Source organism: Microbacterium sp. CCH5-D1, from assembly GCF_001557335.1.
GTDB lineage: Bacteria > Actinomycetota > Actinomycetes > Actinomycetales > Microbacteriaceae > Microbacterium > Microbacterium oxydans.
This window is the reverse complement of sequence record NZ_LSJW01000003.1, coordinates 1-22,143: the sequence shown is the minus strand read 5'-3', so window position 1 is coordinate 22,143 and position 22,143 is coordinate 1. Positions and strand designations below refer to the sequence as shown.

Below are 22,143 nucleotides of genomic sequence, written 5' to 3'. Positions count from 1 at the left end.
GCCCCGGACCGCAGTTGGTCCCCGACGCTGCCGAGTCGCGCCTCGATGCGGTTCAGCGCCGCCTGCGTGTCGTCATCCGTGAGATAGTCCGACATCGATGAGACGAGGCCGAGCGCCACATCGCCGAGGGTCTGGGCGAACGTGTCGCTGATCGCGGACGACACCCCTTCCGCACCCTGCCCCGTGATCTTGGGGGCCAAGGCGTTCTTCTTCTCGTTCGTGTAGAGCGCGATGTGCGTGCGGTCGCCGCCGTCGGCGTAGAACGTCAGCATGTCGGCACTGAAGGTCTCCGGCAGCACGATCGCGGCGTAGTACTCGCCCGACTTCGTCCCGTCGATCGCATCGTGCTCGTCGGTGATGACCCAGTCGAGCTGGTCGTTCCCGCGCAGCTGGGAGAGCACCTGTTCGCCGACGTTCACGCGGATCGGCACGAGATCGCTCTCGTACCCGGCATCCGTGCTCGCGACAGCGATCTTCAGATCCTTGGTGTTGGCGAACGGGTCCCAGCTGGCGATGACGTTGAACCACGTGAACAGCGAGGGGATGACGACGAGGCCGAACAGCACGATGCAGGCCATCACGTTCTGGGTGGCGTGACGCACGTCGCGGCGCGTCAGATCCAGGATGTTCTTCACGCGCGGTCCTCCCCTTCGGCTCGCTCGGCGGTGTCTTGGTCTGCGGTGTCTTGTTCGGCGGTGTCTGCTTCGGCGGTGTGTTCTTCGGCCGTGTCGTGTTCGGTTGTGAGTTCGGGCGCGGTGTCGGGTTCGACGGGTCGGCGCTCTGCGGGTCGGCCCTCAGCGGTGGCGGATGCGGAGCTGTCGGGCTCGGGGGCCGGGCCCTCGGGCTCCTCGACCGACTCCGTTTCTCCTTCCGGCTCGAACCACTCGGTGAGCAGCGCGTGTGCCTCGGCACCCGAAGCCGTCTCGGTGTCGGCAGCGGGCGCGGTGTCGGCAGCTGTCTCGGTATCGGCAGCGGGCGCGGTGCTGGTGAGCGGAGCGGTCGTGGCCACGTCGTGGGCAGCGGTCCCCACGGGCAGGGCCGCGTCCCGGACTGCGGGTCCGGCGAGCGCGAGGCGGCGCAGCTCGGTGTCGTCGAGCGCCGCGACCTCGGCACCGTTCTCGAAGCTGTGCTTGATGTATTCGATGGCGACGAGGAATCCGATGACGAGGAGGATCCACAGGGTCCACAGGCCCAGCAGCAGGGCTTTGGATCCGGGGAGAGCCCAGGTGAGGACACCGAGCACGACGAGGCCCGCCACCCCGGTGAGCACCGTGCCCTTCAACAGCATCGGGTACCGGCGCGTGAACGGTTCGGCGCGCCGTGCCAGATCGTCGCGGTAGTCGCTGCGGTTCGAGAGGGCGCGGATCACGTCGGTGAGCCGGTATCCGTTCCCGACGACCTGCACCTTCTCGCCGATGAGCAGGTCGGTGGCGAGCACCTGTCGGTTGAAGAGCAGGGTGAAGTTCGCGAGACGGCGGCGCAGGACGAGTCCGATGAGGAAGGCGAGCACCACGAACACGGCGAGGGCGCCGAGGAAGCGCCAGTAGTGACCGTCGTAGAAACCGCCGATGGTCTCGCGCATCGCGTCGATGCCGTAGGAGAACGGCAGGAGCGGATAGATCGCGCGGAAGAAGCCTGGCATCAGCTCGATCGGGTACAGGCCGGAGGCGCCGGGGATCTGCATGATCACGAGGAGGATGCACAGTCCGCGGCCGACGTGCCCGAACGCCACGCACAGGGCGTAGACGATGCTCACGTAGGCGAGGGCGATGAGCACGCCCGTGCCGACGAAGGCGAGTGCGCTGACCGTCTGCACCCCGATGATGAGGTTCCCGGTGCACACGATCAGCGCTTGGCCGACGGCGAGCGTCGCGAAGAGGAAGAAGCGGCCGAAGTAGGCCTCTCGCACCGTCACACCCTCGACCCCCTCGGTGTCGACCTCGACGCGGAAGATGACCATGAGCACGAAAGCGCCGATCCACAGTGACAGGTTCGTGAACAGTGCTGCCATCGCCGAGCCGTAGGTGTCGACGGGGAACACCAGGTGCTCGTCCACCTCGACCGGGGAGGAGATGAACTGGGCGATCTGCTCGGGCTCCAGGTCGGTGAGGGTGCCGAGCAGACCCCATTCGGATGCGGCGTTCAGCGCGACCACGTCGGTGCGCGAGGTCTGCAGGCCCTGTTCGATGCCGGCGAGGTCGCCGTCGAAGCTCGTGAGTGCCGCGGAGGTCGCGACGAGCTGTGAGTCCAGTCCGCCGAGCAGCTGGTCCGCCTGGGCGAGCACACCCTTCTGCGCATCCAGTGCGGCGGAGAACGAGCCGACGCTCGCCGACAGCTGCGCCATGGCGCTGTTCAGCGCGGGGACGGTGCCGGTGAGGATGTCGCGCATCGAGGACGACGCGTCCTTGGTGTCCTGCATCGCGCGGTCCACGGCATCGGCCGTCGCCTGGATCGAGCCGACGGTGTCGGCGGCGCCGGCCTTGAGGGTCTTCAGGTCGGCGAGCAGCTGCTGGTCGGTGGCGTTGCGCTCCTGCAGGGAGGCGATCACCTCGGTCAGGCGCTGCTTCGTGTCCTCGCTGAGGTCGGTGTCGTCGAGGAGCGCCTGCAACCGGGCGGCTGCCGCCTCGTTCGCCTTCAGCACAGTGGAGACGTCGTCGATACCGGCATCGATGCGCACGCCTGCCTGCTCGAGGCTCTGGGTGAGGCGCGTGATGGAGACGTTCGCCTTCGAGGAGGCGTCGGCGAGCAGGGTCGTCCCCTGCAGGAACGCGGTGGTGGCGCTGTCGGTGAAGGTGATCACCTCCTTCTGCGTCTCGGCGATGATCGACTGCGTCTGGGCGAGCGATCTCTGTACGTCACCGAGGGTCGTGTCGACGTCGCCGAGGGTGCTCCGTGCGGACGAGAGCGTGTTGCGGGAGGAGGCGAGACCGTCCTGCGTCTCGGCGAGGTTCTCTCGAGCCGAGGCGAGTGTCTGCGCTGCCTGGTCGAAGGCGTCGAGGGTGTTGTCCCTCGCGTTCAACAGGCGGAGCTCGGTGGAGTCGCCGACGTCTTTGAGGGCGTTCGTCGCCGCCAGGGCGACCTGTTCCTTGAAGGCGCTCGTGACCTGCTTGTCGAGCTCGGAGGCGCCGACATCCGTGATCTTCGGGGCGATCGCCCCGGCCTTCTCGTTGACGTAGTACTTCAGCGCCGGCTGCGTGAAGTCGTCGCTGGTGATGCTGATCAGGTCTTCGCTGAACGATGCCGGGATGACGATGGCGGCGTAGACGTCGCCGCTCTTCACGGCCTCCTGGGCTTCGTCCTCGCCCATGAACGTCCACCCGAGCTGGTCGTTGTCCTCGAGCTGTGTCGTGACCTGCTCGCCGATGTCGATGTGACCGGTGAGATCGGAGGTGGCGCCCTCATCGAGATCGACCACCGCCACGCGGATGTTCGCCGTGTTGGCGTAGGGGTCCCAGAACGCGTTGATGTTGAACCACGCGTACAGGGCCGGCGTGATGAGCACGCCGATGATGATGATCCACGCCTTGGGCACGCGGGAGAGTCTCTTGACGTCGCGCTTGTAGACCCGCCAGCTCTGTTTCACAGGACGAGTTTACACATTACGTGCACACCAACGTGCAAGTTAGCTGAAGAAACGGCGTCGCGCACATCAGTCGAGCGTGGTGACGGTCATCTCGTTGGTCGCGGTATCGCACATCGTCAGCTGCCACGACGGTGCGCCGTCCTTCATGACGCGCGCCATCTCGACGATGAGCGGACTCGGATAGGTCTCACCCGAGAGCTGGGCCGCGCTGTAGGCGCTGCTGCCGTCCATCTGCTGTTCCGCTGCGGTGAGCTCGGTCTCGCCCGTGGCGATGACCTCCAGCGTGCGGACATCGACCAGGGACTCCTTGCCGAAGCTCGGATCGTCGACCGGCTCGCCGAACATGTCGTGCCGGGTGTCGGCGCTGCGCAGGCGCCAGACGAAATCCCCGTCGACCCACTCGAGGCGAAGGCCGACGATGCGCCCGCCGATCGCCTCGGACTCCCCGGGGAGGGATTCGAGGAAGTCGGAGGGCCACGAGACCTCCGCCGGCAGGCAGGTGCCGGGGAAGCCGTCGCCGACGGCCGTCGGCGCGCTCGGGATCGCGGCGGAACACCCGGCGCACGCCAGGACTCCGGCGAGGAGGAGCGCGCTCGCGCGCAGGCGGGGGGAGCTGGGCATCGGTGCCTCCATGGTCGGTGGTGCGCGTCGTGATCGGCCGCTGACGGGCCGCGTCGTCGCGCTCCTGGGATCCTAGCCGTGGGCTCTCGCCCGGTCGGCGGCGACAGGTCTAGAGTCACCCCATGAACGACATCGCACTGATCACCGGCACTTCATCGGGGATGGGGCTGCACGCCGCCGTCGAGCTGGCACGGCACGGGCTGCACGTCGTCGCCACGATGCGCGACACGGGGAAGGCCGGAGCGCTGCGGGAGGCGGCGGCCGTGGCCGGCGTCGAGCTCGACGTGCGCGCCCTCGACGTGGTCGACCACGGGGCGGCGGCGCGCCTGGTGGCCGAGGTCGAGGCCGAGCTCGGCGGTATCCGCGTGCTGGTGAACAACGCGGGGCAGGGGAGCGTCGCCACCGCGGAGCAGCTGACGATGGCTCAGATCCAGGCGCAGTTGGACGTGAACTACCTGGCACCGGTCAACCTCGCCAAACTCGTGCTGCCCGGCATGCGCGAGCGCGGCACCGGTCGCATCCTCACCGTGACGAGCGTGGGCGGGGCCGTCGGGCAGCCGTTCGCCGATGCGTACTGCGGGGCGAAGTTCGCCGTGGAGGGATTCATGCAATCGCTGGCGGTGGTCGCCGAGCGCTTCGGCGTGGGGGTCAGCGTGATCGAGCCGGCCGCAGTCGCGAGTGCCTTCGTCGAGAACGCCGTGCGTCCGGAAGGCGGTGGACCTTACGGCGCGCTGTTGGATGCGTACATCGCACGGACCGCCGGCGCCTTCGCGAACGCGCAGACCGCGGAATCGGCAGGGTCCGCCATCGCCGCCGCAGCGCTGGCGGACGAGTACCGGTTCCGTTGGCAGAGCTCGGAGGGGGCGACGCGATTCGTCGGCGTCTCGCTCGCCGACACCGACGGCGGCGCGGTGCTCGACTTCACCCGCCCGTGGATCGCCGCGGGCTGATCACCGCGCCGCCACCTGCTGCGGGATCAGCCCGCGCAGCTCCGCCGCCGTGACGTCGGCGCCGAAGGCGCGTGTGCCCGGCTGCAATGCGGCTCCCGATGCCAGGGTGTCCATCACCACCGGATCGAAGCCGAGCCTGTCGATGAGCGCCGCGACGACGGCGGTGTCCGAGGCGTCGTCCCCGGCGATGGCGATCGCCTTCCGTCCCGGCGCTCCTGCCGGTCGGGCCTCGTCTTCCAGGTCGTGGTAGCCCATGTGGTTCAGTGCCTTCACGACGCGTGCGTCCGAGAGGTGCTCCTGCACCAGCTCGCTGGTCGAGGTGCGCGGATCGCTCAGATCGTCGCGGATGCCGTCGGTCTCCCACCAATAGTTCATGGCATCGAGCACGAGCGTGCCGCGCAGCTGCTCGACCGGAAGGGTGCGGTACTTGCCGAGCGGGAGAGCGAGGATCACGGCGTCCGCTCCGGCTGCCGCCTCCTCGGCTGTCGTCGCGACCGCACCGGGGGCGAACACGTCGACGGTCAGGGCGATGCGCTCCGGAGCGCCGGAGCCGGCGATGAGCACGCGGTAGCCCGCAGCCAGCGCCAGGCGTGCGATCGTGGTGCCGACCTTGCCGGCGCCGAGGATCCCGATGGTCTCGATCGTGTCGTTCATGACGCTCTCCTTCAGGCGTGGACGGCCTTGCCGTCCTTCGTGATGCGGGCGAGACCGGGGTCGGCGAACGCGCCCTCTCCCGGGTCCTCCGCGAGCAGTTCGCGCACACGCGGCGCGACCACCTCCCCGAAGAGACGGATGCTGCGCTCCCGCACATCCTTCGGCAGGTGCATGATGTCGTACTTCAGGTCGAACCGCGACAGGTGGTTGCTGCGAACGGCCGCCGCGACCTTGTGCGCGACCGACTCGGGGGAGCCGACGTAGAGGGCGCCGGTGTCGACCTCCTCCCGGTAGCGCTCGAGGGTGGGTGCATAGAAGCCGCGCTCCTTGCTCATCTGCGTCACGACCGGCTCCCAGAACTTCCAGTGCACGTTCTTGGCCTCGTCGTCGGTGTCGGCGATCAGGCCGATCGAGTGCTGCCCGATCGGGAGCTCGGGCCGACCGAACTGCTCCAGTGCGCGCAGGTACAGGCGTGCGTGCCCGGCGAACCGCTCAGGACGACCGCCGATGATCGCCATCATGAGGGGCAGCCCGTGCTCGGCGGCACGGATGACGGAGTCGGGGCTGCCGCCGATGCCGATCCACGCGGGGATGCCGCCCTCCGGCATCCGAGGGTGCAGTCGCACGTTCTCCAGGGGACTGCGGTAGGTGCCGTTCCAGGTGACGCTGTCCTCCCGCATCAGGCGCAGGAACAGGTCGAGCTTCTCCTCGAAGATCTGCTCGTACTCCGCGATGTCGTAGCCGAAGAGGGGGAACGACTCGATCGCCGATGCGCGCCCCAGGATGAGCTGCGCTCGGCCGTTCGAGATGCCGTCCACCGTGGCGAACTCCTGGTACAGCCGCACCGGATCCTGCGTCGACAGCACGGTCACCGACGTGCCGAGCCCGATCGTCGACGTCGCCTGCGCCGCGGCAGCCAGCAGTACGGGGGTCGCGGAATCCACCTGCCCCTCGCGGTAGTGCTCGCCGATGCTGAACACGTCGAGGCCGACGGACTCCGCCAGCTGCGCCTCGTCGATGAGCAGCCGTACCGTCTCGCCGTCGGACATGACCCGGCCTGCGTCCGTCGCCACCTCGCCGAAGGAGTTCAGTCCGAACTCGAGTTCCTTCATGTCCGCCACGACCTTTCTCGCGTCACCGGCCACTCCGGATTGACGTGTCAATAGGCTGCAACCGTAGGATTGACACATCAATTCCCGGGAGGTCGCATGACCGACGAACGTCATCGCCGTACGCCGACACCCGAGCAGCTGCGCGTCTGGCGAGGCTTCGTCGAGACGTCAGCGACGCTGCGGGAACGACTCGCCGCCCGACTGCAGACGTCGTCGGCGCTCTCCACCGGCGATTACCAGGTGCTCCTCGCCCTGAGCGAAGCGCCAGGACACACGGCGCGGTCGTCGGAGCTCGCTGCCCTCATCGACTGGGAGCGCAGCCGCCTCTCGCACCACCTCGGGCGGATGGAGAAGAGGGGCCTCGTGCGACGGGCCCCACGTGCCGATGGGGTGCACGGGGTCGAGGTGCACCTCACCGACGAGGGCGCCGCCGCGTTCCGGTCCGCGAACGTGCCGCACCTCCGCGCCATCCGCGACGTGTTCGTCGACGCGCTGTCCCCCGAGCAGCTCGCGAACCTCGACGACATCACCTCCGCCCTGCGTCGGCACCTCGACCTCGACCTCGAGAGCGAGGACGGGGACGGGAACGACGGGCCGGGTCGGCGGTAGCGCCGATCAGAGGTCCCGCCTGGGCGGACGACCTTCCGTCTCCTCCCGATCAGCGTGCGGGGCGCTCGTCCGTGCTCAGCGCCGACATGAGGATGGAGTCGACCCACTCGCCGTCCCAGAACAGTGTGTGGCGTTGCCGTCCTTCGTACCGGAACCCGGCCTTCACGTAGGAGCGCTGGGCGCGGGGATTGAACGAGAAGACATCGAGACTCACGCGGTGCAGCCGGATGCGGTCGAACGCGTGGTCGAGAACGGCGTGCGTGGCCTCGGTGCCGAAGCCGCGTCCGAGGCGACCGGGGTTCAGGGCGATGCGGAAGTTCATCGCCGCATCGTCCGCCTCCAGTTCGTTGAGCACGACCTCGCCGACGTACCCGCCGGTCTCGAGGTCGATGATCGCCCAGTCCGCGCGGTCGTCTCTGCCGCCGATCGATTCGAGATGCCGCACGACCGCCTCGCGGGTGAACGTCTGGCGCGTGCCGGTGAGCCGCATGCTCTCCTCGTCGAACAGCCCCTCCCACACGCCGTCGATGTGCGCGACGCCGAGCGGTTCCAGCCGCAGCCGCGGGGTCGTCAGGGTGGCGACGTCCGTGAGCGCGGAGACGTCGACGGCCGGTGCGTCCACGCCTACGCTCCGTCGAAGACCGGGCTGAGGAAGCGGCGCTCGTATCGACGGATGCACTGCGTCCTGCGCGCGAAGTCGAAGGCCTCGATGCACTCCGGATCGGTCTTGGATGCCGTCCGATACACCTCGTACTCCGCGAGGGAGGGGAAGGTGAACAGGGCGAAGGCCTCGTCGCTGTCGCCCTCGCTCGGCAGGAAGTAGCCGTGGTGGGTGCCGCCGTGCTTCTCGACGAGACGGATCCAGGTGCGGCCGTAGTCGGTGAACTCGTCCAGCTTGTCCGGATCGATCTCGTAGCGCAGATGAACGGTGATCATGCGGATGATCTTCCCAGATCACCCGGACCGCGGGCGAACCGGACACTACGCTCGGTCTCGTGACGAACTCCCGCGACATGGTCCACATCCCCGGCGGTACGTTCCTGATGGGATCCGAGGACTTCTACCCCGACGAGCGCCCGGTGCACGAGCGCGAGGTCGCCTCGTTCTTCATCGATCGCTACCAGGTGACCAACGCCCAGTACGCCGAGTTCGTCGATGCGACCGGGTACGTCACGGTCGCGGAGCGTCCACTCGATCCCGCGGCCTTCGCCGGCGCGGATCCGGCCGACCTCGTGCCCGGGGCGATGGTGTTCACGCCGACGTCGGGCCCGACGAACCTCGGAGACTGGCGCAACTGGTGGCGCTGGCAGCCGGGAGCGTACTGGCGTCGGCCGTTCGGCCCCGACTCGTCGATCGACGACCGGCTGCAGCATCCGGTCGTGCACGTCGCGTTCGAGGATGCGGTCGCGTACGCCGACTGGGTGGGGATGCGACTGCCCACCGAGGCCGAGCACGAGTACGCGGCCCGCGGCGGTCTCGAGGGTGCTCGTTTCGCATGGGGTGACGAGGCCTACCCGGGCGGCGTCGCGCAGGCGAACTCGTGGCTCGGACGCTTCCCGTACGACAACCAGGGGGTGGGCGGCACGGCCCCGGTCGGCTCGTACCCTCCGAACGGCTACGGCCTCTACGACATGATCGCGAACGTCTGGGAGTGGACGACCGACTTCTACACCCCGCGCCACCTCCGCCTTTCGGACACCCCCGTCGATGCCGGCAAGCGCACGAACCTCCTGGCTGCCGCGAGCGCGCAGGAGGGATTCCCCGACATTCCGCGCCGCGTTCTCAAAGGCGGATCGCACCTCTGCTCGCCCGACTACTGCCTGCGCTTCCGGCCGGCGGCGCGCTCGCCGCAGGCCGAGGACACGGGCATGTCGCACATCGGGTTCCGGCTCACCTGCTCCGAGTGAGACCCGCTGGGTTTCCGTGAGGGGAACTGTTTGGCTTCGACCGAGGGTGATCGCCCTCGCCTCACCGGTTGAAGCAAGGAGTCTCCCATGGCTGAGAAGCCCAACATCCTCATCATCTGGGGCGATGACATCGGCATCAGCAACCTGAGCACCTACTCCGATGGTCTGATGGGCTATCGGACCCCCAACATCGACCGGATCGCCGACGAGGGCGTGAAGTTCACCGACTACTACGGCGAGCAGAGCTGCACCGCCGGGCGGGCGGCCTTCATCACGGGGCAGAACCCGTACCGCACCGGACTCACCAAGGTCGGGATGCCGGGGGCGAAGCTGGGACTGCAGCCCGAAGACCCCACGATCGCCGACGCGCTCAAGCACCACGGCTACGCGACGGGACAGTTCGGCAAGAACCACCTCGGTGACCGCGACGAGCACCTGCCGACGGCGCACGGCTTCGACGAGTTCTTCGGCAACCTGTATCACCTCAACGCCGAGGAGGAGCCGGAGCACCCGGACTACCCGACCGACGAGGAGTTCCCGGGCTTCAGCGAGCGGTTCCGTCCGCGCGGCGTCATCCATTCCTGGGCGAACGGCGACGGCACCCAGCGCATCGAGGACACCGGCCCCCTGACGAAGAAGCGCATGGAGACGGTCGACGAGGAGTTCCGTGATGCGGCGGCCGACTTCATCCGCAGCCAGGCAGAGGACGACACTCCCTTCTTCGTCTGGTTCAACTCCACACACATGCACTTCCGCACCCACACCAAGGAGGAGAGCAAGGGGCGGGCCGGCCGCTGGCAGTCGAACTACCACGACACGATGCTCGATCACGACGACGTCGTCGGCAGCCTGCTCGACCTTCTCGACGAGCTCGGCCTCGCCGAGAACACCATCGTGATGTACTCCACCGACAACGGCCCCCACATGAACAGCTGGCCGGACGCGGGCATGACGCCGTTCCGCAACGAGAAGAACTCCAACTGGGAGGGCGCGTATCGAGTGCCGGCGATGGTCCGCTGGCCCGGACGCATTCCGGCGGGGTCGACTCTCAACGGCATCGTCAGCCACAACGACTGGTTCGTGACGCTGCTGGCGGCCGTGGGTGACGGTGACATCGCCGAGAGGCTGGCAGCGGGGACCGAGCTGCATGGCGAGCAGTTCACAGTGCACCTCGATGGTCATGACCAGCTCGACTACATCACCGGCGCCGTCGAGCACAGTCCGCGTCGGCACTTCTTCTACGTGTCCGACGACGGCGATCTCACGGCCCTGCGCTTCGAGAACTGGAAGCTCGTGTTCCTCGAGCAGCGCGCCGCGGGAACGCTGCAGGTCTGGCAGGAGCCGTACATCGAGCTGCGATTCCCGAAGTTGTTCAACCTGCGCACCGACCCGTATGAGCGCGCGGACATCACCTCGAACACCTACTGGGACTGGGTGCTCGAGCACGTCTTCCTGATGATCCCCGCGCAGGCCTACGTGGGCCGGATGCTGCAGTCCCTCGCCGAGTTCCCCGCCCGTCAGAAGTCGGCGTCCTTCACGATCAATCAGGTGATGTCGAAGCTGGAGTCATCGACCGCGGGCGCCTCCTGACGACTGCTCCCGTCGCGATATGACAGCCAGAAGTCGGACTGGGGCTGTCATATCGCGACGGGAGCAGTGCGCGGTGGGCCGGAGGAGCCCCGCACGATCAGCTCGTGCGTGGTCTCGATCGTGCGCGCCTCATCGCTCGCGGGTCGGAGGATGAGGGACACCGCGTGCCGGCCCATGTCGAACATGGGGATCCGTGCGGTCGTGAGCGCCGGGGCCACATCGGCGGCCACGGCGATGTCGTCGAACCCGACGACGGACATCTCCTCTGGCACGCGGATGCCGTGCTGTCGCAGCTCGCTGAGGATGCCGATGGCCATGGCGTCGTTGAGCCCGACGATGGCCGTGACGTCGCGATCGAGCAGCTCCCTTGCGCCCTCGATGCCGCCTTCGCGGGTGAACGCGCGCGAGATGACGGTGAGCTCCACGCCGGTGCCGTCGGTGCCCTCGCGCAGACCGGCGATGCGGTCGGCGACCGTGTTGAGGTCGAGGGGGCCGGCGACGACGCCGATCCTGCGGTGCCCCAGCCCGGCCAGGTGACGCCCGACGGAGACGCCGGCGCCGTGGTTGTCCGGCAGCACGGCGTCGACGGGGAGGTGGTGTCGACCGACGACCGCGGCGCGTCCGCCGGCGAGGGTGAAGTCGAGGAGCGCTTCGGACATGCCCTGCTCGCGATCGGAGTCGGCGTACCCGGAACCCGCGATGATGATCGAGCCGACGCGCTGACGCAGCAGCGACTTCACCTGGGCGAGCTCGCTGTCGGGTGTGCGGTCGGCCTGCGCGATCTGCACCGAGCGGTTCTCGAGGGTCGCACTGCGGATGACGCCGCTGGCGATGTCGGAGAAGTACGGGTCGCCGATCTCGTGCACCACGAGCCCGATGGTCGGCACGAGCCCGCCGGCCAGCCCCCGTGCGTGCATGTTCGGCTCATAGCCGAGCTGCTTCGCGATCACGCGCACGTGTGCCGCCACCTCGGGGGAGATGCCCGAGCCGCCGGTCATCGCTCGGGAGGCACTCGCCAGGGAGACCCCGGCAGCCTCGGCCACGTCGATGAGTCGTGGCGCGCCCTCACGCTTCACGAAGCCTCCCCCTGAGGAGCAAGATCGACGCTGATTGCGCTGTAGGTTGCTCTTCGTTCTTCCGTCCCACTATAGTGGCGGAAGCGCTTACGAAAGCGCTTTCGCTACGATGACGTAGGAGACTCGGATGACTGCACCCAGACACGGTCGACGGATCGCTGCGGCGATCGGAACGCTCTCGATCGCCGCGCTCACGGTTACGGCCTGTTCCGGAACCGGCGACCAGGGTGGGGGAGGTGGCGCCGATGATCCCATCGTCATCGGCATCTCGCTTCCCCTCACCGGAGACTTCTCGGAGCCGGGGAAGGGCGTCGAGCGCGGGTACGAAGCCTGGCGCGACATCGTCAACGAGAACGGCGGACTGCTTGGGCGGCAGGTCGAGCTGAAGATCCTCGACGACCAGTCCAATGCCGACCGGGTCGTCTCCGACTACGAGTCGCTGATCGCGCAGGACGGCGTCGACCTCGTGTTCGGCCCGTTCTCCACTCGTCTCGTCGTCCCCTCCGCCCGCGTCGCGCAGGAGTACGGCATGTTGTTCGTCGAGCCGGCCGGTGCCGCGGAGGAGGTCTTCGAGCAGGGCTTCGACAACCTCTTCTACGCCGCCCCCGCGATCGCGAACGACCACTACAACAACCTCGCCGAGTACCTGCTGGCTCTTCCCGAGGACCAGCGTCCCGAGACCGCGGCCGTCGCGGCGATGGACGACCCCTTCGCGCAGGGCACCGCCTATGGTCTGCGCGACAAGCTCGAGGATGCGGGCGTCGAGATCCTCGTGAACGAGGTCTATCCGCCCAACACCACCGACTTCTCCACGATCGCCGCGAAGATCGCGCAGTCGAACGCCGACATCGTGATCGGCGGGACGCAGTACCAGGACGCGGTCAACCTGATCATCGCGCTGCAGCAGCTGAACTATCAGCCCGAGCTCGCCGCGTTCTCCACCGCTCCCACCAACCCGGAGTTCGCTTCGGCGATCGGCGGCGCGACCGAGGGGATCCTGGCACCGACCGGCTACTCGCCGAAGTCGCAGTTCCCGAGCAACGTCGAGTTCGTCGAGAAGTACACCGAGATGCACGGCAACCCGCCATCCGAGGATGAGGCGAACGCCTATACGACCGGTCAGGTCGTCGCGGCGGCGGTGGAGGCCGTGGGCTGCGCCGAGCAGGGCGACTGCCAGCAGAAGCTCATCGACTGGTTGCGCGACAACGAGGTCGAGACGGTCGTCGGTCCCCTCAGCTGGGACGAGACGGGCAAGCCCACCGGCGCCCACCTCATCCAGCAGTGGATCGACGGCGAGATCCTGATCGTCCTCCCCGAGGACGTCAAGGAAGCCGACTTCCTGTACCCGAAGCCGACGTGGTGATCTGCGCGTGAGTGGAGCACTGCTGCTGCAAAGCCTGATCCTCGGCATCCTGCTGGGAGGGCTCTACGCCCTCCTGGCGGCCGGGCTCACGCTGTACTTCGGGATCATGCGCGTCGTCATGATCGCGCACTCGGCCTTCCTCATCCTGGCCGCCTACCTCGCCTGGTGGTTCAACCGGGAGACGGGCATCGATCCGCTGGTGTCGCTCGTGGTCACCGTGCCGCTGTTCTTCGTGACCGGCGTCGTGATGCAGCGTCTGCTGGTGTCGAGGCTCAAGCCCCTGACCCTGACCATGATGTCGGTGCTGCTCACCTTCGCGGTGGCGCTCATCATCGAGGGAGCGCTCGGGTTCTTCTTCTCCGGCACCCAACGCCGCATCCCGCTGCCGTACGCGAGCGCGAGCCTCGAGGTCTTCGGCGCGCAGGTTCCGGTGGTCAAGCTCATCGCCTTCGGTCTCGCGGCCGTGGCCCTCGCCCTCCTGTTCGTGCTGCTCAAGTACACCAAGTTCGGCCAGGCGCTGCGGCGACGATCCAGCACCCCGAGGCTGCGCGGCTGGTCGGCATCAACACCGACCGCGTCGCCGGCTACGGATTCGGGCTCGGACTCGCGACGGCGGCGATCGGGGGCACCGCGCTCTCGCTCGACGCCACGATCTACCCCTCGCTGCACTGGCACTGGATCGGCCCGCTCATGGCGATCATCGTCGTCGGCGGCCTCGGCAGCATCCCCGGTGCCGCCATCGCCGCCCTCGTGCTCGGGGTCGCGCAGAGCCTGCTCCAGCTCCCGCTGGGGCCGACGTGGGCGCAGACGATCTTCTACGTCGCCCTGTTCGCCACGCTCATGTTCCGTCCGCAAGGTTTCTTCGGAGGTCGTCTTGCCCAGCGTTTCTAGCCGAGAGCCGATCGCCACCGAGACGGTCGTGATCGCTCCACCCGCCCCGGTCCGCAGGACCTCCACGAAGTGGGTGAACATCGTCCTCCTGATCGTGGGGGCGGCGCTCGTCCTCTCGTTCCCCACCATCGCCCCGAACCCCTACATCCTGTCGGCGGGCGTGGTGATCCTCAACTACGCCGTGCTGTCGACCGGGTGGAACTTCATGGGCGGCTTCACGGGGTACATCTCCCTCGGCCACGCCGCCTACTTCGGGCTCGGAGCCTATGGCACCGGGCTGCTGATCAAGTACCTCGACCTCCCGGGATTCCTGGCCTGGATCCTGGCCGCGGTCCTCGTGGCGGTCATCGCGATCCCGATCGGCATCGCGGCCCTCCGCGTGCGCGGAGCCTCGTTCGTGATCGTCTCGATCGCCTTCGTGCTGATCATGCTCCTGGTGTTCCAGAGCTGGCGGGATGTGACCGGCGGATCGGAGGGACTGAACGTCCCGCGTCCGTTCGACGTGCTGCGGCCGGAGCACCACCGCATCTTCTACTATCTGTTCGCCGGCCTCCTCGCGGTGGCCCTCGTGGCGTGGTGGATCATCGACCGGTCGAAATTCGGCACGGCGCTGAAGTCCATCCGCGAAGACGAGGACAAAGCCCAGGCGCTGGGCGTGCCGACGACGAGGTACAAGCTGATCGCCTACGTGCTGTCGGCCCTGTTCGTCTCGCTCGGCGGCGGACTCTACGCCCTCTGGTTCGGCGACCTGGATCCGATCTTCCAGTTCTCGATCCTGATCGGCTCGTACATGGTGCTGATGGCGCTGCTCGGCGGGGTGCGGAACCTCTTCGGTCCCCTGCTCGGAGCGGTCGTCGTCGGCATCGCGCTGGAGTACTTCAAGCTCGAGTTCGGCGACACGCAGTTCCACCTGATCGCGACGGGCATCCTGCTCGGCATCGTCGTGCTCTTCATGCCGGACGGCATCATCCCGGCGGTGAAGGGCCTCTTCACCCGGTCGTCGAGCGCCGCCTCGATCCGTGAGGTGACCGCCGGCGAGCTGCTGGAGCAGAACAGGACGCGAACAGCGGATGCCTCGACGAAGGAGACGTCGTCATGAATGCCCCCACGGCTCAGCACACAGCCGCTCAGCCCACAGCCGCGCTCGAGAGCCTCAGCACCGTCGCGATGACGAAGTCGTTCGGCGGCGTCACAGCGGTCGACGGCGCCACGGTCACGTTCCAGGAGGGCAAGGTCAACGGCCTGATCGGGCCGAACGGCTCCGGGAAGACCACCTTCTTCAACTGCGTGACCGGCATGATCAAGCCGGACTCCGGAGAAGTGCGCTATCGAGGACAGGCGATCACGCGCAAGTCACCCGACCGCATCGCACGCGCGGGCATCGGACGCAGCTTCCAGCTGTGCCGGGTGTTCCCCCGCATGACGGTGATGGAGAACCTGCTCGTGGCCGTGCGCAGCACGAGCATCCGTCAGCAGCTGCGCTCGGCCCACGACCCCGATGAGCTGGAGCGGGCGCGCGGTTGGCTGCGGCGCGTCGGCATCGACCACCTCGAGCACGCCGAGGCGCGCAACCTCAGCTACGGCCAGCAGAAGCTGCTCGAACTGGCCGGCGTGCTCATGGGCGAACCCGACACGATCATGCTCGACGAGCCGGCCGGAGGTGTGAACCCCGCCCTCATCGGACGCATCGCCACCCTGGTGCGCGAGCTCAACGACGAGGGCAAGACGTTCATCATCGTCGAGCACAACATGGAGATGGTCATGAGCCTGTGCGATCACGTCGTGGTGTTCGACCGCGGTCGCCAGATCGCCGAGGGAACGCCGGAGATCATCCAGCAAGACCCGCGAGTCCTGGAGGCCTACCTTGGAGTCTGAAACGAAGAACCTGCTCGAGCTGCGTGACATCGAGGCGGGCTACGGACGTGCCGCCCTCGTGCTCAGGGGTCTCACGGTCGAAGTGCCACCGGGATCGGTGGTGTGCCTGGTCGGCCCGAACGGCGCCGGCAAGTCGACCGTGCTCAAGGTGGCCAGCGGCATGCTCAAGCCCCGATCCGGACACATCACCGTCGACGGCCGGGACATCACGGGCGAGGGACCGCAGTCGATGCTGCGTCACGGACTCGCGCACGTCTTGCAGGGGCACAGCGTCTTCCGCGAGATGACGGTCGGCGAGAACGTGATGCTGGGTGCCTTCACCCTGAAGGACCAGAAGGTCATCCAGGAGCGCGTCGAGTTCGTGCAGAACCTCTTCCCCATCGTGGGGGAGCGGTGGAAGCAGCTCGCGGGCCTCCTCTCGGGCGGTCAGCAGAAGCAGGTGGAGTTCGCGCGGTCGCTCATGGTCAGCCCCAAGGTGGTTCTGCTCGATGAGCCGTCGATGGGGCTCGACCCGAAAACGACCGAGAAGGTGTTCGAGCAGATCGTGCGGATGCGCGACGCAGGGACCGCCGTGCTGCTCGTGGAGCAGAATGCGCGGCGGGCCCTCGAGACCGCCGACATCGGGTGCGTCCTCGACCTCGGCCGGGTGCACATCTCGGGCCCCGCGTCCGAGCTACTCGCCGACCCGACCCTGGCCGCACTGTATCTCGGCGGCAAACCTTCGGTCGCCGACGCGGGCTGATCCTCGGCGGAAGGAGGCAGTCGCTGCCTCCTTCCGCCTTTCTCGTCCATTCGGCGAAAGCGCTTGCGAGAGCGCTTCCGCCCCGAGCTGCATTACTGCTTCACGTCTTCCCCGCTGCAGTGCCGCCCCGGGGAAGGGGCACGAACCATCGGCACGACACCGCACGACGACGACGTTGAGAGGTTTCTGATGCACGAACGAATCATGCGACCCGCAAGCTCGAGCACCCGGTCGGCGGCACCACCCCCTCGATCCTTCGGGGTGCGACGAACAGGTGCGCTGGTCGCTGCAGCGGCCGTCGTCGGAGCCCTGCTGACCGCGACGCCCGCGGCCGCAGCGGAGCCTTTCACCGAGCTGATCGACTTCGAGACGTACGAGCGCGTGGCGCTGAACGGCCAGGACGGATGGGCGGCGTCGGGCGCCCCTCGCGTGATCGCCGACCCGTTGAACGGCAACAATCAGGTCGTCGAGTCCGTCGGGGGAGGGCAGCAGTCGTACCGCGCCATCCCCGCCATCGCGGAGGGAGACACCGGCACGCTGTTCTTCCGGTTCCTGCGCACCGGCAGCGTCGACACCTCGTTCGGATTCACCGACGTGGATGTCCCGAACGACTACGCGCACAGCCGGGCCTATGTGAACAACCAGAACGACGACGTGCTGCGCGTGCGCGACGGCGGCGCCTTCAAGCCCGCCGGCGTGTGGTCGAAGGACGCCTGGCAGTGCGTGTGGATCGTCGCCGACAATGCGACCGACAAGGTCACCGTGTACAGCCAGGGTGGCGCGTACGAGGAGCAGACCCGCCTCCCGGAGGGGACAGAGCAGCAGTTCGGCTTCCGGCAGGCCGTGAACGGCGCGCTCGACCGGTTCTTCTGGAAGAACGGCGCCACGAGCACAGGGCGCCTGCTCCTCGACGACGTCGCGGTCGACAACACCGGGGAGAACCTCGCGATCGCGACGGGCAACCCCGGCGATTGCGCGCCCGGCGACACGGCGAGCGAGCCGCTGCTCAACCCGCTTCCCGACCCCGCACTCGCCGACCTCGGCATCGAGGTGGCCGAGCTCGCGCAGCTGCCGAAGTCGCAGACGACGCCGGCCACGCAGGACCAGCGCCTGGTGCGCCACAACCGCATCACGCACCTCGATGAGGTGCCGGACGACTCCGGTCGGCTGATGGTCCCCGACAACAACGACATCCTCTACCTGGTCGACAAGGAATCGGGCGAGTACGTGCCGTACCTCAACGTCCGCAACGAGTTCATCGACAACTTCCACAACAGCGCGGGGCTCGGAACGGGTCTCGGATCCGCCGAGTTCCACCCCGACTTCGCCGAGAACGGGCTGTTCTACACCGTTCACACCGAGGGCGGCACGGCGCTGACCGAAGACACTCCCGACTTCCCGGCCTTCGGCACCACGGCATTCCACAGCGTGATCACCGAATGGAAGGCGAGCGATCCCTCCGCTGAGACCTTCTCGGGAACGCACCGCGAGGTCATGCGGATCCCCTTCGCCGGACGCGTGCACACCGTGCAGCAGATCGCGTTCAACCCGACCGTTTCCGCGGGCGACGCCGACTACGGCAACCTGTACATCCTCGTCGGCGACGGCGGCAACGGTGTGGGCAACGGCAACCCGCAGGACCTGGCGACGCCGCAGGGGAAGATCCTGCGCGTGAATCCGACAGGCGACGACAGCGAGAACGGCGAGTACGGCGTGCCGGGGGACAACCCGTTCGTCGACGAGTCCGGTGCTCTTCCCGAGATCTACGCCGTCGGCATGCGCGACCCGCACCGCATCAGCTGGGACCCCGAGGGCGACCACACCATGTACCTCGCGCACATCGGCGAATGGCAGGTCGAGTCGATCTATGCCGTCGAACCGGGAGACAACTTCGGCTGGTCGGTGCGCGAAGGCTCCTTCCTGGCGGAGAACCGACAGATCTTCCCGCTGCCGGAGGACGATGCCGAGAACGGCTTCACCTACCCGGTGGCCGCCTACGACCACAACCGCGACCCCGGTCAGACCGGCGATGCGGGAGTGGCCGTGAACGGCGGATTCGTCTACCGCGGCGAGATTCCCGAGCTGCAGGGGCGCTACCTCTTCACCGATCTGGTGCGCGGCTGGGTGCTGTCCACCGATGCGGAGGAGATGGTGCGAGGTGACGGGGACATCGCCGACCTCGCCACGATCGAGGAGCTGCGGGTCTTCGCCGACGGCGTCGAGACCACGTTCCAGGAGCTGGTGGGCGACAAGCGTGTCGACCTGCGGTTCGGCTCCGATGCCGACGGCGAGCTCTACCTGGTGTCGAAGGCGAACGGGAAGATCTGGAAGGTGACGGGTGCGCGTTCGGTCGATGAGCCGGCCAACCCGTTCGTCCTCCCGGCGCTCGCGCCGAACCTCGTCACGCATCACGACTTCGATCACCCGGATGCCGCGAAGCCGACGGTCGAGCTCGACCAGGGACGCTCCGGCACCCCCATCTCGCTGATCAACGGCGGGGTGGAGATGCGGGTCGCGGATCGCGCCTACCCGGGTGCGGGCGAGGCGCTGCAGACGCAGCAGATGAGTCCGCGCACCGCCTCGAACGACGACTGGAAGGCGGGCATCTACGACGCGAAGGGTGTGGAGTCGCTCGACCGATTCGCCGATACCGACAAGGCGTCCGTCATGGGCTGGTTCAAACCGACCGGTGACCACCCGGCCCTGAACTCGGGGACCGCGAATCCCGACGACGTGTACAACGCCATCGGCCTCGCGGGCGTGCTCACCGGCACCTCCGACGGACATGCCGTGCGGGCGCTGCTCGAGGTCATCACCGTCGACGGCGAACTCAAGCTCGTGGCACTCGGGCGCCGCGTCGACGGTGCCGGCTCCTGGACGTTCGCGGCTGACCTGCCCTGGAACGAGATCCTCAAGAAGGGGCAGTGGGTGCATCTCGCCGCGACCTTCGACTTCGCCGCGGGTGAGATGAAGCTGTTCATGAACGGCGAGGAACTCGCGGGGAAGTACACCGCGGCGAATCCGTGGGGAGAGGGGTCCACGTCAGACACCGCGCCGGCCGGCATCAAGATCGGCGGGAGCTTCCCGCAGAACACGAAGGAGGCCAACCCGTTCAACGGACGGATGGATGACATCATGCTGCTCGACACGGTGCCGACGCCGGAACAGGTCGCCGCGCAGTACGCGCTGTACGCGGTGCCGCCCGTCGTGCCGCCGGCCCCGCCCGCGTGCACTCCGGACGGGGAGACCCTCACCGATGTGATGGCGAAGGACGACTGGGCGCCGCGGACTCCGGCGAAGTGGAGTTTCCCCGGTGACGAGGTCGTGCTCACCGAGGCGGGAACCAACCCGAACGACGGGATCCGCCGACCGTTCGAGTACGCCGTGCTCACGCAGGGTGAAGAGCTCGGCTCGTTCGACCTCACCGGGCAGGTGCGGCTGGACGAGAAGGCATCGGTCAACAACCGCGACGTCATCATCGTCTTCGGGTGGAAGTCGGACACGGAGTACTACTACGCGCACCTCTCGCAGGACAACTCGATCTACCCGCACAACGGCATCTTCAAGGTGGACAAGGCCGACCGCGAGCGGATCGACGACCAGTGGGACGGCACTGTCGGTGCACCCCCGGCGGTCACCGACGAGGAATGGCACGACGTGCGCGTGCTCCGTTGTGCCGACAGCGGCGACATCGCCGTCTACGTCGACGGGCTCGACACCCCGCTGATGACCGCGAACGACAAGACCTTCCCCGAGGGGCGGGTGGGCTTCGGCTCGTTCGACAACTTCGGGCGTCTTCGCGACCTCTCGGTCACGGCCGCTGCCGAGGACACCACCGCACCCGTCGCGACCGTCAAGAGCGGGTCCGACTTCACGGTCGGACGTGACGGCGTCTACAGCAAGGTGTCGTTCAAGCTCCAGGACGCCGGCAAGATCGATCGGCTGACGCTCAACGGCGTCGAGAAGGATCTGACGAACGATGTCTGGTCCGACCTGAACGGCGTCGTGCCAGGCGCGTTCGGCGCAGTGGAAGGGTCCAACACGCTCGTTGTGTACGACGTGGCCGGCAACACGACCACCGTGAACTTCACGCTCGATGTCACCGCCCCCACGGTCACGGTCAAGGACGGCGGACAGTTCACCGTCGGGGCCGACGGCGCCCACAGTCTGGTGTCGTACAAGCTTCACGACGCGGGCAAGGTGGATCGACTGACCCTCAACGGGGTGGCGAAGGATCTGACGGACAACGTCTGGTCCGACCTCAACTTCGTGAAGCCCGGAGCCTTCGGAGCCGTCGCCGGGGCGAACACCCTGGTCGTGTACGACGTCGCGGGAAACGCCGCGACCGTCCCGTTCACGCTCACGGCCGCAGCCGGATAGCGGGCGTCCGGACAGTAGCAGTCCGGACAGCGGCAGTGGAGACTCGAGCCGGCGCCGCCGGCTCGAGTCTCCACGCGCTCCGTCCTCGATAGCATGGCCGTTCCCCCTTTCGCACGGCACACGAGGATGGTTCTGCGTGGCATCTCGGCTTTCGGAGACCGCGGAATCGTCGAGCAGACCGCTGTCCGCGTCGCGCTACATCCTCCGCTCCCGGCTCCTGCGCGGAGTCTTCATCAGCCTGGTCATCTCCGGTATCGGGATCTCCGTCACCGTCCCGCAGATCACGCTGTTCCTCGTGGGAGAGCTGCATCTGTCCACGGCTCAGGCCGGCCTCTACTTTCTGACCAACCTCACCGCGCCGATCGCCGGATACCTCGTGGGCTCACTGTCCGACCGCGCCGGCTCGCGACTGCTGGTCTTCCGGCTCTCCGCCATCGCGGGGTTCCTCGGATGGGTCCTGATGGCGGTCGCCATGCAGGCGTGGATGCCGTTCGCCATCAACATGCTGCTGCTGAGCACAGCCGGAGCGGGGGCGGCGCAGTTGCAGGCCGCGGTGCGGGACGAGCTCAACCGCAGGCCGACGCCCGCCGACAACGAGGTCGTCGCCGTGATGCGGATGGCCATGGCGTTCGGGTGGATCGTCGGGCCGGTCATCGGCGCCGTCCTTGGCGCTGTCATCGGTCTGCGTCCCCTGCTGCTCGTGACCGGCCTCTGCGTGCTGCTCTCGCTCGTGCCCCTCATCGGTGTGAAGTCCGACTCGGCCGCGGCACGGCGGGCGCTGTCCACGCCG

18 protein-coding genes and 1 pseudogene are annotated in these 22,143 nt (G+C 67.8%); 11 read left to right on the top strand and 8 right to left on the bottom strand.

The genetic code is table 11. The features are described from left to right. The 3 genes from AX744_RS00150 to AX744_RS00140 all read right to left on the bottom strand — a co-directional run. A partial coding sequence (locus AX744_RS00150; protein ID WP_197429126.1) for a YhgE/Pip domain-containing protein occupies positions 1 to 635 on the bottom strand: 635 nt, incomplete at its 3' end. Beyond that, positions 632 to 3,583 (bottom strand): YhgE/Pip domain-containing protein, encoded by a 2,952-nt coding sequence (locus AX744_RS00145; RefSeq protein ID WP_061015059.1) that lies wholly within the window; start codon positions 3,581 to 3,583, stop codon positions 632 to 634. The genes AX744_RS00145 and AX744_RS00150, both read right to left, overlap by 4 nt. A gap of 66 nt (positions 3,584 to 3,649) precedes the next feature. Beyond that, positions 3,650 to 4,204: a hypothetical protein gene (locus tag AX744_RS00140; RefSeq protein WP_058630715.1), complete on the bottom strand. Its 555-nt coding sequence runs from the start codon at positions 4,202 to 4,204 to the stop codon at positions 3,650 to 3,652. 122 nt (positions 4,205 to 4,326) lie between these two features. Here AX744_RS00140 and AX744_RS00135 point away from each other — a divergent pair, with 122 nt between their 5' ends. Beyond that, positions 4,327 to 5,154, top strand: a complete 828-nt coding sequence (locus tag AX744_RS00135; protein ID WP_061015058.1) for an SDR family NAD(P)-dependent oxidoreductase — start codon at positions 4,327 to 4,329, stop codon at positions 5,152 to 5,154. Here AX744_RS00135 and AX744_RS00130 read toward each other — a convergent pair whose 3' ends face one another. Both AX744_RS00130 and AX744_RS00125 read right to left on the bottom strand, forming a co-directional pair. Continuing rightward, the gene (locus tag AX744_RS00130; RefSeq protein WP_061015057.1) at positions 5,155 to 5,808 is read right to left on the bottom strand and encodes an NADPH-dependent F420 reductase; all 654 of its coding nucleotides are present in this window, start codon (positions 5,806 to 5,808) and stop codon (positions 5,155 to 5,157) included. It abuts the gene before it with no gap. A gap of 11 nt (positions 5,809 to 5,819) precedes the next feature. Then, on the bottom strand, positions 5,820 to 6,920 hold the full coding sequence (locus AX744_RS00125) for an LLM class flavin-dependent oxidoreductase (protein WP_082682510.1): 1,101 nt from the start codon (positions 6,918 to 6,920) through the stop codon (positions 5,820 to 5,822). 96 nt (positions 6,921 to 7,016) lie between these two features. Here AX744_RS00125 and AX744_RS00120 point away from each other — a divergent pair, with 96 nt between their 5' ends. Continuing rightward, positions 7,017 to 7,529, top strand: coding sequence for a MarR family winged helix-turn-helix transcriptional regulator (locus AX744_RS00120; RefSeq protein WP_061015056.1), 513 nt, complete (start codon positions 7,017 to 7,019; stop codon positions 7,527 to 7,529). Positions 7,530 to 7,578: 49 nt separating this feature from the next. Here AX744_RS00120 and AX744_RS00115 read toward each other — a convergent pair whose 3' ends face one another. Both AX744_RS00115 and AX744_RS00110 read right to left on the bottom strand, forming a co-directional pair. After that, positions 7,579 to 8,151: a GNAT family N-acetyltransferase gene (locus AX744_RS00115; RefSeq protein ID WP_061015055.1), complete on the bottom strand. Its 573-nt coding sequence runs from the start codon at positions 8,149 to 8,151 to the stop codon at positions 7,579 to 7,581. 2 nt (positions 8,152 to 8,153) lie between these two features. Continuing rightward, complete coding sequence (locus AX744_RS00110) at positions 8,154 to 8,465, bottom strand: NIPSNAP family protein (RefSeq protein WP_046747632.1); 312 nt, start codon at positions 8,463 to 8,465, stop codon at positions 8,154 to 8,156. Positions 8,466 to 8,542: 77 nt separating this feature from the next. Between AX744_RS00110 and AX744_RS00105 the strand changes: the two genes are divergently transcribed. Together AX744_RS00105 and AX744_RS00100 are read left to right on the top strand one after the other, a co-directional pair. Continuing rightward, a complete protein-coding gene (locus AX744_RS00105; protein ID WP_061015054.1) occupies positions 8,543 to 9,436 on the top strand; it encodes a formylglycine-generating enzyme family protein in 894 nt (297 codons plus the stop codon). Between the two features lie 87 nt (positions 9,437 to 9,523). After that, the gene (locus tag AX744_RS00100) at positions 9,524 to 11,026 is read left to right on the top strand and encodes an arylsulfatase (protein ID WP_061015053.1); all 1,503 of its coding nucleotides are present in this window, start codon (positions 9,524 to 9,526) and stop codon (positions 11,024 to 11,026) included. 47 nt (positions 11,027 to 11,073) lie between these two features. On the opposite strand, the gene AX744_RS00095 is transcribed toward AX744_RS00100, so the two are convergent. Beyond that, positions 11,074 to 12,102: a LacI family DNA-binding transcriptional regulator gene (locus AX744_RS00095; protein ID WP_061015052.1), complete on the bottom strand. Its 1,029-nt coding sequence runs from the start codon at positions 12,100 to 12,102 to the stop codon at positions 11,074 to 11,076. 127 nt (positions 12,103 to 12,229) lie between these two features. On the opposite strand from AX744_RS00095, the gene AX744_RS00090 reads away from it, so the two are divergent. The 7 genes and pseudogenes from AX744_RS00090 to AX744_RS00060 all read left to right on the top strand — a co-directional run. Further along, a complete protein-coding gene (locus tag AX744_RS00090; protein WP_058630709.1) occupies positions 12,230 to 13,465 on the top strand; it encodes an amino acid ABC transporter substrate-binding protein in 1,236 nt (411 codons plus the stop codon). A gap of 7 nt (positions 13,466 to 13,472) precedes the next feature. After that, a pseudogene (locus AX744_RS00085) lies at positions 13,473 to 14,356 on the top strand (branched-chain amino acid ABC transporter permease). Between the two features lie 28 nt (positions 14,357 to 14,384). Beyond that, a complete protein-coding gene (locus tag AX744_RS00080; protein ID WP_442922825.1) occupies positions 14,385 to 15,455 on the top strand; it encodes a branched-chain amino acid ABC transporter permease in 1,071 nt (356 codons plus the stop codon). Continuing rightward, the gene (locus AX744_RS00075) at positions 15,452 to 16,231 is read left to right on the top strand and encodes an ABC transporter ATP-binding protein (protein ID WP_061015051.1); all 780 of its coding nucleotides are present in this window, start codon (positions 15,452 to 15,454) and stop codon (positions 16,229 to 16,231) included. Before AX744_RS00080 ends, AX744_RS00075 begins: the two co-directional genes overlap by 4 nt. After that, a complete protein-coding gene (locus tag AX744_RS00070) occupies positions 16,221 to 16,973 on the top strand; it encodes an ABC transporter ATP-binding protein (RefSeq protein WP_046747639.1) in 753 nt (250 codons plus the stop codon). Before AX744_RS00075 ends, AX744_RS00070 begins: the two co-directional genes overlap by 11 nt. 261 nt (positions 16,974 to 17,234) lie before the next feature. After that, positions 17,235 to 21,353: a PQQ-dependent sugar dehydrogenase gene (locus tag AX744_RS00065; protein ID WP_231728708.1), complete on the top strand. Its 4,119-nt coding sequence runs from the start codon at positions 17,235 to 17,237 to the stop codon at positions 21,351 to 21,353. 136 nt (positions 21,354 to 21,489) lie between these two features. Next, positions 21,490 to 22,143: MFS transporter (locus tag AX744_RS00060; protein WP_157543480.1), on the top strand; the 654-nt coding region annotated here is incomplete at its 3' end.